Source organism: Amycolatopsis magusensis (genome assembly GCF_017875555.1).
Lineage (GTDB): Bacteria > Actinomycetota > Actinomycetes > Mycobacteriales > Pseudonocardiaceae > Amycolatopsis > Amycolatopsis magusensis.
In genome coordinates this window covers 8,235,105-8,247,607 of the sequence record NZ_JAGGMS010000001.1, presented here as the reverse complement: position 1 = coordinate 8,247,607, position 12,503 = coordinate 8,235,105, and the positions used below count along the sequence as shown (strand labels likewise).

Below are 12,503 nucleotides of genomic sequence, written 5' to 3'. Positions count from 1 at the left end.
CTACGGTGACCGCCATGGAGCTCGCTCCCGGAACCCAAGCCCTGTTCGTGCCGTCCGACCCACCTCGCGACGGTGTGCTCGCCCTGTGGGGCCACGGCGGCGGTGATACGCCGATCGACCTGGTCCTGCCCAGGGAACAGGCCTTCCGCCGCACCCAGGTGGACGCTTCGGTGCTGCCCGTCGCCGACGCGGTCCGCGTGCTGCTCGCCGCCGGGGAGCACGCCAGCGCCACCATCACGGCCTGGGCGGAGGTGGTGGCGGCCGGGCTGAGCCTGGTCGCCCGCGGCCGGGTCGAGCCGGACGGCGCGAGCTGGCGGGCCGGGCCGCTCGAAGTGGACGACGCGCTGCGCCTGACCGAACTGGCCGAGGCGCTGCCGCCGGAGGCGCTCGCGCTGCCGTTGTCCGGGTTGAAACGGGTGCGGTTGCACTCGCCGGAGTCACTGGTGCGGGCGTTGTGGGACGCGATCGCGGACCTGCTCGCCGAGGACACCGCGGTCCGGCTGGTGCTCCGCGTGGACCTCGCCGAGGAGCGCTTCGCCGGAGTGCTCGCGGTCCGCAGCGCGGCCGATTCGGGGTTGGTGCTGGACGTCGCCGAGTTCGGGGACGCGCCGGAGGTGGTGCGTTCGCTGTTCGGCGAGCACGTCCAGGTACGGCTGGCACTCGCACTGCGACGTGGGGCAGAAGTGTGGCCACCGCTCGCGCGGGTGGCCGGCGGCGTGGTCGAGCTGACCGACGACGAGGTCGCCGAGCTGCTGCGTGGCGGTTCGTCCCGGCTGGGCGCGGCGGGCATCGAGGTGCTGTGGCCGAAGGACCTGTTCGAGGGGCTGCCGCGCGTCCGGGCTTCGGTGCGCGTGCCTTCGGAGTCGCCGCCGCAGCTCACGCTGACCCGGTTGCTCGACTTCCGGTGGCAGGTCAGCGTGGGGGAGGAGGAACTCACCGACGCCGAGGTGACGGCGCTCGCCGAGGCGAAACGCCCGCTCGTGCGATTGCGGGGGCGCTGGGTGCGGGCCGATTCGTTGCTGCTGGCGAAGCTGCGTGCGAGACGTTCCCCGGTGACGGAAGCGGCCGCGCTGGCCGCCGCGCTCACCGGGGAGCTCGAGGTGGACGGTGAACGCGAGGAGTTCATGACGCCGTCCGTGATCACCGGGCTGCTCGCCCGGCTCCGCTACACACCCGACGAGGTGGTGGTGCCGCCGGAGGGGCTGCACGCCACACTCCGCCCGTACCAGCTCAGCGGGCTCGCGTGGCTGTCGAAGATGGCCGCGCTGGGCGTGGGCGGATGCCTGGCCGACGACATGGGCCTGGGCAAGACGATCCAGCTGATCGCGCTGCACCTGCACCGGCGGGCCTGGCGGGAGGGGCCCACGCTGGTGCTGTGCCCGGCTTCGCTGCTCGGCAACTGGGAACGCGAGTTCGCCCGGTTCGCGCCGTCGGTGCCGGTGCGGCGGTTCCACGGTGGCCGGCGCAGCCTGGACGGGCTCGCCGAGGACGAGGTGGTGCTGGCCACGTACGGGGTGCTGCTGCGTGACCGGGAGACACTGGAAACGGTGGAATGGGGGCTGATCGCCGCCGACGAGGCGCAGCAGGTGAAGAACGCGGCGTCGAAGACCGCGCGGGAGCTGCGCAAGCTCTACGGGGTGGCGAGGATCGCGCTGACCGGCACGCCGATGGAGAACCGGCTGACCGAACTGTGGTCCATCCTGAACTGGACCACGCCCGGCCTGCTGGGCAGCCCCGAGGAGTTCCGGCGCCGGTTCGCCCGGCCGATCGAACGCCACGCCGACGAGGCCGCGACCGACCGGCTGGCCGCAGTCGTACGCCCGTTCCTGTTGCGGCGCAAGAAAACCGACCCGGACATCGCCCCGGAACTGCCCGCCAAGACCGAAACCGACCGGTTCGTCCCGCTGACGCGCGAGCAGGTGACGCTGTACGAGGCGGTGGTACGGGAAAACCTGGCAGCGATCAGGGGCACCGAGGGCATCCAGCGCAAGGCGCAGGTGCTCAAGCTGCTGACCGAACTGAAGCAGATCTGCAACCACCCGGCGCAGTACCTGAAGGAGCCCGGTCCGCTGGACGGGCGTTCGGGCAAGCTCGCGGCCTTCGAGGAACTGCTGGAGGTGATGCTGGACGCCGGGGAGAGCGTGCTGGTGTTCAGCCAGTACGTGGGCATGTGCCGGTTGCTGGAGACTTGGCTGGCCGAGCGGGGGCTGCCCGCGCAACTGCTGTCCGGCTCGGTGCCTTTGGGGGAGCGGGACCGCATGGTGCAGCGGTTCCAGGCCGGGGAAAGCCCGGTGTTCCTGCTGTCGCTGAAGGCCGGCGGGGTGGGCTTGAACCTCACGCGCGCGACGCAGGTCATCCACTACGACCGCTGGTGGAACCCGGCGGTCGAAGACCAGGCGACCGACCGCGCCTACCGCATCGGCCAGGACCGGCCCGTGCAGGTGCACCGGCTCATCACCGAAGGCACCGTCGAAGAACGCATCGGCACCCTGCTGACCCGCAAACGCACCCTGGCCAACACCATCATCGGCACCGGCGAACACTGGCTGACCAACCTGACCGACGAGGACCTAACCACCCTGATAACCCTGAACCTCTAACCCCCATCCCGACCCCCACGCCCGCGCACCCGAACCCCACGTTCAAACACCCGAGTTTCACGTTGGCGCAGCTGAGTTCCACGTTCAGGCACCCGAACTACACGTTCAGGCACCCGAGTTCCACACTCGGGCACCCGAACCTCACATTCGGGAAGGCGAGTTCCACACTCGGGCACCCGAACCTCACATTCGGGAAGGCGAGTTCCACACTCGGGCACCCGAACCTCACATTCGGGAAGGCGAGTTCCACACTCGGGCACCCGAACCTCACATTCGGGAAGGCGAGTTCCACACTCGGGCACCCGAACCTCACATTCGGGAAGGCGAGTTCCACACTCGGGCACCCGAACCTCACATTCGGGAAGGCGAGTTCCACACTCGGGCACCCGAACCTCACATTCGGGAAGGCGAGTTCCACACTCGGGCACCCGAACCTCACATTCGGGAAGGCGAGTTCCACACCCGTGCACCCGAATCCCACGTTCAGGAAGGCGAGTTCCACGTTCAGGCAGTTGAGTTCTGCATTCGTGCAGCCGAGTCTCACACTCGAGCGTCCACAGTCAGGCAAGCAGAGCCGCAATCCGGTGGCCGAAGCCGACTGGAGAAACCGGCCACATCCCTCCTCGCCCCGGTCCAAAGCCCAAACACGGTGGGGATGGTGGTGTCAAGGCAAGCTTTCCCGCCTTGACACCACCATCCCCACCGTAGTCACAATCAGGCGCCGGGGTGGTAGTGCACGCCCAGCCCGCTCAAACCTGGCGCAAGAGAACCCCGCAGCACCAGGTCACCATCGTAATCGCCGCCGTTCTGAGAACGGTAAGGCAAAGGGGCATCCTGCTCAGCGGACAACACCTTCGAACGCACCAAGGAAACAGCAGCGGCATGATCCTCCGCGCTCACCCGGTCCGCGCCATAAACGGCAACCGGCGGCAGTATCGACATGCCCGTGTACCACAGCGTCCCGTGTAACAAGGGGAAGAGCGCCAGGTCCAGTTGTCCGTTGATCCCCCGCGGGCCGAAAGCGGGTTCCTGGCTGCCCGCGGTCAACACCACCAGCGCACGCTTACCGGCGAGCGTTCCTTCGCCGTATCGCAGGGTCCGCCCGTCCGACGGATCGGTGACCCCGTAAGCGAAACCCTTCACGAAGACGCGGTCCACCCAGCCCTTGAGGATGGCCGGCATGCTGTACCACCACAGCGGGAACTGCAGCACCACCAAGTCCGCCCAGGCCAGTTTCTCCTGCTCACCACGGATGTCCGCGCTCAGCGTGCCCGCCTCATAAGCCCGCCGCGAGGCCGTGGTGACCCGCAGCTGAGGTGAGGTCTCCTCGGGGAAGTCATCCCGGTCGACCACGGCCTTCCACTTCATCGCGTACAAATCCGACATCCGCACCTCGTGCCCGGCCTCGACGAGTGCCTGCACGCCCTCATCCCGCAGCGAACCGCTGAGCGAGGCCTGTTCCGGATGCGCGAAAACCCACAGCACGTTCATGCCTCGACCATGCGCCGCGACCACCACGCGGACCAGTGGCCCAAAGGACAACATGTGTCAGAATTGGGCCATGTCGCTCATCGTCGCGTTCGTGCGTCACGGGGTGATGCCGTTGGAGCTGGGCATCGTCCACCAGCTGTTCGGCAGCGCCGCCACCCCGGACGGCGCGCCCCTCTACGAGGTCGTGACCTGCGCGCTCACCCCCGGGGAGGTGCGCACCGACGCCGACTTCCCCATCCACGTCGCCGCCGGGCCCGAGGTGCTGGGCCGGGCGGACACGGTGGTGGTGCTCGCCTCCCACGAGCTGGACGAGACCGAGACCGAGGGTCGCCTGCCCGCCGAGCTGGCGGAGGCGTTCGGGCGCATCCGGCCGGGGACGCGCATCGCGTCGATCTGCACCGGGGCCTTCGCGCTCGCGGCCGCCGGGCTGCTCGACGGCAGGCGGGCGACCACGCACTGGAAGTCCGCCGAGCACTTCCGCCGCCTCTACCCGCGGGTCGACCTCGATCCGGACGTGCTCTACACCGACAACGGCGACGTGCTCACCTCGGCGGGCGAGGCCGCCGGTCTCGACCTCTGCCTGCACATGATCCGCTGCGACCACGGCGTCGCGGTGGCCAACGAGGTGGCCAGGACCACGGTCGTCCCACCCCACCGCGAGGGCGGCCAGGCCCAGTACATCCCGCGCCCGGTCCCGCCGCAGCGCGCCTCGTCCACCGGTGACGCCCGCGCTTGGGCGCTGGCTCACCTCGACCGCCCGCTCACCCGCCACGACCTGGCCGAACAGGCCGCGATGAGCGTCCGCACCTTCACCCGGCGCTTCCGCGAAGAGGTCGGCATGTCCCCGGCGCGATGGCTCACCCAGCAGCGCATTGAGCGAGCGCGCCAGCTGCTCGAGGAGACCGACCTCCCGGTGGATCGCGTCGCCGAGAAATCGGGGTTCGGCACGGCCTCCTCCCTGCGCCAGCACCTGCAGGCCGCGCTGGGTGTCTCGCCGAGCAGTTACCGGGTGACCTTCCGCGGGGGCTTGCCGTGATCGCCGATCCGGGCTAAAACTAGAACAGGTTTCAGTTTGGTCCGGCGTCAGGAGGCCCGAGTGGACTTCACCCCCGGTGCGCACGAGGCCGCGGTCACCGAGCTGGCGGCGCAGATCCTGCGTGGTGAAGCCGACTCGTGGCCCGCGCTCGCCAAGGCGGGCCTGCTCGCCCTGTCGCTGCCCGCCGACCTGGGCGGGGACGGGCTCGGCGCCGCCGAAGTCTGCGCCTTGCTCACCGAGGTCGGCCGGACCGCCGCCGACGTCCCCGCGTTGCCCGCGCTCGCGCTGGGCGCGCTGCCGGTCGACGCCTTCGGCAGCCCGGAGCAGCGCGCGGCTTTCCTGCCCGGTGTCGGCGACGGCACCGAGGTGCTCACCGCCGCGCTGCACGAACCGTCTGCGCCCTTCCCGCGTAAACCGGCCACCACCGCGCGGCAGGCGGACGGCGGCTGGCTGCTCAGCGGCGTGAAGACCGCGGTGCCGCGGGCCGCCGAAGCCACCCGGATCCTGGTCCCGGCGTCCTTGCCGGTCGGCACCGGCGTCTTCCTGGTCGACCCGAACGCGCCCGGCGTCACCGTCGAGGATTCGTACCACTCCGGCACCACCCCCGAGCACCGGCTGACCTTCGCGGAAACGCCGGTGACCGAGCGGGACCTGCTCAGCGGCACGATCGACGGCGTGCACCGGTTCGCCCTCGCCGGCACGCTCGCGGTGCTCGACGGACTGCTCGCCGGGGCGCTGGAGCTGACCACCCGGCACGTGCGCGAGCGCGTCCAGTTCGGCAGGCCGCTGGCCACTTTCCAAGCCGTCGCGCAGCAGATCGCCGACGTCTACACCGCCTCGCGGACCGTGCACCTCAGCACCACCTCGGCGATCTGGCAGCTGGCGACCGGCCGGGACGCCGACGAGGAACTCGACATCGCCGCGTACTGGGCGGCCGAGCAGGTGCCGCTCGCCATGGGCGTCTGCCACCACCTGCACGGCGGGCTCGGCGTGGACACCAGCTACCCGATGCACCGCTATTCGGCCGCTGCCAAGGACCTCGTGCGCTTTCTCGGCGGGCACGCGCACCGGCTCGGCGAGCTGGCGGGGAGGGCCTGATGCACCTCGAACTCACCGCGGACCAGCAGCGGCTCCGCGACGAACTGCGCGCGTACTTCGCCGATCTCGTGTCCCCGGAGGAACGCCGGGCCATGGTGCGCGAGCGCCACGGCGCGGTCTACCGGGAGATCGTGCGGCGCATGGGCCGCGACCGCTGGCTCGGCGTCGGCTGGCCGAAGGAGTACGGCGGCCGCGGCTTCGGCGAACTGGAGCAGCACATCTTCGCCGACGAAGCAGCACGGGCCGAGGTGCAGCTGCCGTCGGTGACCCTGCAGACCGTCGGCCCCACGTTGCAGGCGTTCGGCACCGACGAGCAGAAAGCCTTCTTCCTCCCCAAGATCCTCGACGGCGAGCTGCACTTCGCGATCGGCTACACCGAACCCGAAGCGGGCACCGACCTCGCCTCGCTGCGCACGACCGCCGTGCGCGACGGTGACGAGTACGTCGTCAACGGCCAGAAGATCTTCACCACCGGCGGCCACGACGCCGACTACGTTTGGCTGGCCGTGCGCACCGATCCCGAGGCACCCAAGCACAAGGGCATCTCGATCCTGATCGTCGACACCACCGATCCCGGGTACAGCTGGACCCCGATCATCACCTGCGACGGCGCCCACCACACCAACGCCACCTACTACTCCGATGTGCGGGTACCGGTGAACCGCCTGGTGGGCGAGGAAAACGCGGGCTGGCGGCTGATCACCACCCAGCTCAACCACGAGCGCGTGATGCTCGGCCCGGCCGGGCGCATCGGCGGCCTCCACGACCGCGTGCGCGCGTGGGCGGCGCGGAGGTCCACACCGGACGGTATCCCGTTGCTCGACCTGCCCGACGTGCGTGTGGTGCTGGCCGAAACCCGCGCCGTGACCAGGGTGAACGAACTGCTCAACTGGCAGGTGGCGAGCGTGGCCAAACCGTCCGGAGTGGACATAGCCGACGCCTCCGCGACCAAGGTGCTCGGCTCGGAGCGGGTGCAGCGGATCGGCAGGCTGGCCGAGGAGATCGTCGGACGGCACGGCGACCTCGCCGATCCGGAGACCGCCGAACTCGCCGAGCTGCTCGACCGCCTGGCCAAGCGCAATCTGGTGCTGACCTTCGGTGGTGGCGTGAACGAGATCCAGCGCGAGCTGATCGCCACCGCCGGGCTGAAACTGCCGAGGGTGCCGCGATGACCGACGTGGAGATCAAGGCCGCCGCCGAGCGCATCGCGGCCGGTGGCGAGTCCGGCAGGCGGTTCGCCCGCGACCCGGTGAACCAGGCGTCGGTGCACAGCTGGGTCGACGCGATCGGGGACACCAACCCGGTCTACGTCGATCCGGAGTTCGCGGCGAAGTCGGTGCACGGCGAGCTGGTGGCCCCACCGGCGATGGTGCAGGCGTGGACGATGAACGGCCTGCGTGGCACCCGATCCGCCGACGACCCGCTGGGCGCGATGATGTCCGTCCTGGACGACGCGGGTTTCACCTCGGTGGTGGCGACCAACTCCGACCAGAACTACCACCGCTACCTGCGCCCCGGTGAGCAGGTCGCGGCCACCACGCTGCTCGAAGACGTCACCGGGCCGAAGAGGACCGCGCTGGGCGAAGGCTGGTTCGTCACCACCAGGACGAACTGGTACGTGGGCGAGGAACTGGTGGCGGACATGGTGTTCCGCGTGCTCAAGTTCCGCCCGCGCCCGGCGCCGGACATCGTCGAAGCCCCGGGTGCCGCCGTGCTGCGGCCGGTGATCAGCCCGGACACGGCGTTCTTCTGGGAAGGGACCAAGGTCGGCGAACTGCGGATCCAGCGCTGGGGTGACGTGCTCCGCCACCCTCCGGGGCCGATGCCGCCCGATGGTGCGCTGGACGCCGTACCCGACTACGTGGTCGCGTCCGGTCGCGGCACGGTGTACAGCTACGTGGTGCACCACCACCCGCCGGTGCCGGGCAAGGAACTGCCGTTCGTGGTCGCGCTCGTCGAACTGGAGGAAGGCGTGCGGGTGCTCGGTGAACTGCTGGATGCCAGGCCCGAGGAGGTCCACATCGGACTGGAGGTACGGGCGGCGTTCCTCCGGATCGACGACGAACTGACCCTGCCCGCCTGGCGGGTGGCGCCGTGACCGCGGCGGTGGGCACCGAGCTGCCCGAACTCAAGATCGAGATCACGCCGACGTTCGTGATCAGCTCCGCGATCGCCACCCGCGACTACCAGGACGTGCACCACGACCGGGATGCCGCGATCGCTCGCGGTTCCAAGGACATCTTCGTCAACATCCTCACCGATACGGGCTTGGTGCAGCGGTTCGTCTCCGAATGGGCCGGTCCGGAGGCGCTGATCCGCTCGATCAAGATTCGGCTCGGGGTGCCGTGCTACGCCTACGACACGCTCGTCTTCTCCGGTCGGGTGTCCGAACAGGACGGTAAGGAGACCGTGGTCGAAGTGACCGCTCGTGGTGCACTGGGTGATCACCTCACCGGCACCGTGCGGGTCGTACTGCCGGGAGGCGCGTCGTGAAGTTCACCGGTACCACCGCGATCGCCGGGATCGGCGCCACCGAGTTCTCCAAGGATTCCGGGCGCAGCGAACTGCGCCTGGCCGCCGAATGCGTGCGAGCCGCGGTGCTGGACGCCGGGTTGCGAATGTCCGATGTGGATGGACTCGTCAGTTTCACCATGGACGCCAACAGTGAGATCTCGGTGGCCAGGGAGCTGGGTATCGGCGAACTGACCTTCTTCAGCCGGATTCACTACGGCGGGGGAGCGGCGGCCGCGACCGTGCAGCAGGCCGCGATGGCCGTGGCCACCGGGATGGCCGACGTGGTGGTCGCCTACCGCGCGTTCAACGAGCGTTCGGGGCACCGCTTCGGCCGGGTGTCCGCGGCCGCCGCGCAGCAGGTGAACTCTTCGGGTGTGGACAACAGCTTCCACTACCCGATGGGCATCGCCACCCCGGCCGCGACGGTGGCCATGCTGGCCAGGCGCTACCAGCACGAGTACGGCGCCACCAGCGAGGATTTCGGCCGGGTGGCGGTGGTGGACCGCAAGCACGCGGCACGCAACCCGCACGCCTGGTTCCACGGCAAGCCGATCACCCTGGAACAGCACCAGGCGTCACGCTGGATCGCCGAACCGCTGCGGTTGCTCGACTGCTGCCAGGAGAGCGACGGCGGGGTGGCGCTGGTGATCACCAGCCTCGAGCGGGCGCGCGACCTGCCGCACCCGCCCGCGGTGATCGCCGCGGCCGCCCAGGGCAGCGGCACCGACCAGTACGTGATGACCAGCTACTACCGCGACGACCTGGCCGCCCTGCCGGAGATGGGCGTGGTGGCGCGCCAGCTGTGGGCGCAGTCCGGGCTGTCACCGTCCGATGTGGACGTCGGCGTGCTGTACGACCACTTCACCCCGTACGTGCTCATGCAGTTGGAGCAGCTGGGTTTCTGCGGCCGTGGCGAAGCGAAGGACTTCATCGCCGACGGGCACCTGGAACTCGACGGGTCGCTGCCGCTGAACCCGCACGGCGGTCAGCTGGGTGAGGCCTACATCCACGGCATGAACGGCATCGCGGAGGGCGTGCGCCAGCTCCGCGGTACCGCGGTCAACCAGGTACCCGGTGCCGGCCGGGTCCTGGTGACGGCGGGCACTGGTGTGCCCACCAGTGCCCTCCTGCTCACCTCGTGATCAGGCGACGGTGATCCGCACCGACGAGATCCGGTTGTCCCAGCCGATCAGGCCCAGGTCGGGCACGCTGCCGGGGAGCGCGAGCCCCGCGCCGAAGCACCCGGGGCTGTCGAACACCTCGACCCGCGCGTCCGACAGCCGGATCGACGACGCCCGGTTGTCCAGCGGGCCCAGTGGCAGGCAGAACGTGCCGGAGCCGTTGATCAGCTGCGTGTGGCTCTCGCCGCCGTAGCCGGGCAGGTCGTGCAGGGAAACCAGCCCCGGCGCCTCCGGTGCGGCCAGCGCGGGCGCCGCTCCGCCGACGGCCACCGCCGCCGCGCCGGCCCCGATCGCGAGGGTACTGGCGATCTTTCCGTTCATGTCCACCCCAGTTCGTCGTGCTTTCCGGTGGGTTCCGGAAAAGCACTCCTGAAGCTACCGAGTGCGCGCGAACCGCGGTGGGAATTCACCAGGACCTGAACTACCGGCCGGTCAGCAGCCCTTCGGACAGGACCACGGCGTTGTCCCGCTCGGGCACCGTGGCGACCACGACGAACCGGCCGTCTTCGCGCCAGATCGAGGTCCGCAGGGTTTCGCCGGGGAAGACCACACCCGCGAACTTGGCCGACCACGAGCCGACGGCCGCCGCGTCGCCGTCGAGGACGGTGTCTGTCACCGCCTTCGCCACGATGCCGTAGGTGCACAAGCCGTGCAGGATCGGCCGGTCGTACCCCGCCCGCGCGGCGAATCCGGGGTCGGCGTGCAGCGGGTTCCGGTCGCCGCAGAGCCGGTACAGCAGCGCCTGCTGCGGCAGGGTCGGCGTGTCGGCGACGAGGTCCGGCTCCCGGTCCGGCGTCACGACCTTCGCCGAACTGCCGCGGTGCCCGCCGAAGCCGCCCTCGCCCTTGGCGAAGATGCTCGACCGCGCTGTCCACAAGGGACTGCCGTGCTCGTCGAGGGTGACCGTCTCGCGGATGATCACCGCGGCCTTGCCCTTGTCCAGTACGTCGACCACCTTCGTCCGCGAGGTGGCCTTGCCCGCCACCGGCAGCGGCCGGTGCGCCACCACTTCCTGGGTGCCGTGCACCACCTTGGCCAGGTCGATGGACACCCCGGGGAAGGACACCGTCGGCGGCTCGGTCCAGCGGAAGGACGCCGCGACCGTGGCGAAGGTGGGCAGCACCCGCAGGTCGTCCTCCAGCACGTACCGCAGCTCGCGCGGGCTACCCGGGTCGGCGCCGGCCCCGAGCGCGAGGTGGTAGAGCTGCACGTCCGTCGAGGTCCAGGAGAACTGCTCCTCGCCGAGTTCCGCGCCGATCGCGACCGCCGGATCGATGGGCATGCGCACCACTCATTCGTAGGTGACCGAGACCTCGTCGGTCAGTGGCACCGACTGGCACGCCAGCACGATGCCCTCGTCGAGGTCGTCGGAATCGAGTACTTCGTTGTTCAGCATCTTCACCCGGCCCGACACCAGACGGCAAGCGCAGGCGCTGCACTGCCCGGCGCGGCACGAGTAGGGCGCCGCGAACCCGGCGTCCAGCAGCAGGTCGAGCAGCTTGCGCTCCCGCGGCCACACCAGGGACCGCTGCTCGCCGTCGAGGTCGACGTGCACCGTCGCGGGCGGGTCGGCCGACTCCTCGGCGACCACCTCGGCGGCTTCCTCGAACGGATTCCCGTCCAGGGAGAGGAACTTCTCGATGTGGACCAGCTTCCGGTCCCAGTCGAGCGCCTTGAGCGCGGCCTGCGCGGCGGCCATGAACGGCTTGGGACCACACAGGAACGCGGGCCTGCCGGGGAAGGGGGCGGCGAGCGACTGGAGTTGCTCGATCGACGGCAGCCCCTGCACGCTTTCCAGCCAGTGCACCACGGTCAGCCGGTCGGGCATCGAGGCGGACAGCTCACGCAGCTCCCGCGCGAAGATCACCGACTGCTCGTCGCGGTTGGCGTAGACCAGCAGCAGGCGGCCGGTTCCCTTGGCCAGCACCGATTTCACGATGGACAGCACCGGCGTGATACCGCTGCCCGCGGCGAACAGCAGCAGGTCCGCGTCGAGATCCGGTGGGCAGAACACCCCCGACGGCGGCAGCACCTCGATCTCCGCGCCCGCCCGGATGTTGTCGCAGATCCAGTTGGAGGCGTAGCCGGTGCGCTTGACCGTGACCGTCAGCGGATCGCCGGTGTGCGGGGAACTGGACAGCGAGTAGCAGCGTGCCACCGAACCGCAGCGATCGCTCGGCACGCGCAGGGTGAGGAACTGGCCGGGCCGGTAGTCCATGCCCGGGGCCGGTTCGAACACCAGCGAATGCGCGTCGGCGGTCTCGGCGATCACGTCCGCCACCCGCAGGCGCCGAGCCTCACTCACCGGCGACCCCCAGCGCACCGGCCCGCACGTCCTCGTCGATGCTGCGCTGCAGCTCGGGGCAGGTGTCCTGCAACGCGGGCGGCCGGTCCGAAGCGGCATACACCGGGCACGCCGAGCTGTCTGCGGTCCACTGGATGCTGGTGTGCTTGGGGCTGTTCTTCTTCACCAGCACGCGCACCGAGCAGGTGCGGCAGCCCACCGGCGCCAGCCCGCCGCTGAGGAATTCGCGGGTTTCCTCGGCCGAAGGCAGTGGCCTGCCGAAAGCGGTGTGCGCCACC

The 12,503-nt window shown here is 70.1% G+C and carries 13 protein-coding genes; 7 read left to right on the top strand and 6 right to left on the bottom strand.

The annotated features are described in order from the left end of the window. The first annotated feature begins 14 nt into the window (after positions 1 to 14). Positions 15 to 2,600: a DEAD/DEAH box helicase gene (locus JOM49_RS36990; RefSeq protein WP_209668770.1), complete on the top strand. Its 2,586-nt coding sequence runs from the start codon at positions 15 to 17 to the stop codon at positions 2,598 to 2,600. Positions 2,601 to 2,697: 97 nt separating this feature from the next. Here the strand turns inward: JOM49_RS36990 and JOM49_RS36985 are convergent, their stop codons facing one another. Together JOM49_RS36985 and JOM49_RS36980 are read right to left on the bottom strand one after the other, a co-directional pair. Continuing rightward, positions 2,698 to 3,102 carry a hypothetical protein gene (locus JOM49_RS36985; protein WP_209668769.1) on the bottom strand — a complete coding sequence of 135 codons (405 nt, stop codon included), beginning with the start codon at positions 3,100 to 3,102 and terminating at the stop codon, positions 2,698 to 2,700. 212 nt (positions 3,103 to 3,314) lie between these two features. Next, positions 3,315 to 4,091 carry an NAD(P)H-dependent oxidoreductase gene (locus JOM49_RS36980; RefSeq protein ID WP_209668768.1) on the bottom strand — a complete coding sequence of 259 codons (777 nt, stop codon included), beginning with the start codon at positions 4,089 to 4,091 and terminating at the stop codon, positions 3,315 to 3,317. 70 nt (positions 4,092 to 4,161) lie between these two features. On the opposite strand from JOM49_RS36980, the gene JOM49_RS36975 reads away from it, so the two are divergent. From JOM49_RS36975 to JOM49_RS36950, 6 genes are read left to right on the top strand one after another with little or no spacing between them, the layout of a single operon-like run. Beyond that, positions 4,162 to 5,127 (top strand): GlxA family transcriptional regulator, encoded by a 966-nt coding sequence (locus tag JOM49_RS36975; RefSeq protein WP_245369598.1) that lies wholly within the window; start codon positions 4,162 to 4,164, stop codon positions 5,125 to 5,127. 60 nt (positions 5,128 to 5,187) lie between these two features. Then, positions 5,188 to 6,225 carry an acyl-CoA dehydrogenase family protein gene (locus JOM49_RS36970; RefSeq protein ID WP_209668766.1) on the top strand — a complete coding sequence of 346 codons (1,038 nt, stop codon included), beginning with the start codon at positions 5,188 to 5,190 and terminating at the stop codon, positions 6,223 to 6,225. After that, complete coding sequence (locus JOM49_RS36965; RefSeq protein WP_209668765.1) at positions 6,225 to 7,397, top strand: acyl-CoA dehydrogenase family protein; 1,173 nt, start codon at positions 6,225 to 6,227, stop codon at positions 7,395 to 7,397. The genes JOM49_RS36970 and JOM49_RS36965 overlap by 1 nt, the downstream gene beginning before the upstream one ends. 5 nt (positions 7,398 to 7,402) lie before the next feature. After that, positions 7,403 to 8,323, top strand: a complete 921-nt coding sequence (locus tag JOM49_RS36960) for a bifunctional MaoC family dehydratase N-terminal/OB-fold nucleic acid binding domain-containing protein (RefSeq protein WP_308159080.1) — start codon at positions 7,403 to 7,405, stop codon at positions 8,321 to 8,323. Continuing rightward, positions 8,320 to 8,718, top strand: coding sequence for a MaoC family dehydratase (locus tag JOM49_RS36955; RefSeq protein ID WP_209668763.1), 399 nt, complete (start codon positions 8,320 to 8,322; stop codon positions 8,716 to 8,718). Before JOM49_RS36960 ends, JOM49_RS36955 begins: the two co-directional genes overlap by 4 nt. Beyond that, the gene (locus JOM49_RS36950) at positions 8,715 to 9,881 is read left to right on the top strand and encodes a lipid-transfer protein (protein WP_209668762.1); all 1,167 of its coding nucleotides are present in this window, start codon (positions 8,715 to 8,717) and stop codon (positions 9,879 to 9,881) included. Before JOM49_RS36955 ends, JOM49_RS36950 begins: the two co-directional genes overlap by 4 nt. Here JOM49_RS36950 and JOM49_RS36945 read toward each other — a convergent pair whose 3' ends face one another. From JOM49_RS36945 to JOM49_RS36930, 4 genes are all read right to left on the bottom strand, one after another. Next, a complete protein-coding gene (locus JOM49_RS36945; RefSeq protein ID WP_209668761.1) occupies positions 9,882 to 10,241 on the bottom strand; it encodes a hypothetical protein in 360 nt (119 codons plus the stop codon). It lies immediately after the preceding gene. A gap of 100 nt (positions 10,242 to 10,341) precedes the next feature. Beyond that, the gene (gene chsH3 / locus JOM49_RS36940) at positions 10,342 to 11,202 is read right to left on the bottom strand and encodes an enoyl-CoA hydratase ChsH3 (RefSeq protein ID WP_209668760.1); all 861 of its coding nucleotides are present in this window, start codon (positions 11,200 to 11,202) and stop codon (positions 10,342 to 10,344) included. 9 nt (positions 11,203 to 11,211) lie between these two features. Beyond that, positions 11,212 to 12,225: a 2Fe-2S iron-sulfur cluster-binding protein gene (locus JOM49_RS36935; protein WP_308159002.1), complete on the bottom strand. Its 1,014-nt coding sequence runs from the start codon at positions 12,223 to 12,225 to the stop codon at positions 11,212 to 11,214. Further along, positions 12,218 to 12,502 carry a hypothetical protein gene (locus tag JOM49_RS36930; protein WP_282770131.1) on the bottom strand — a complete coding sequence of 95 codons (285 nt, stop codon included), beginning with the start codon at positions 12,500 to 12,502 and terminating at the stop codon, positions 12,218 to 12,220. Before JOM49_RS36930 ends, JOM49_RS36935 begins: the two co-directional genes overlap by 8 nt. Between the last annotated feature and the right edge of the window lies 1 nt (position 12,503).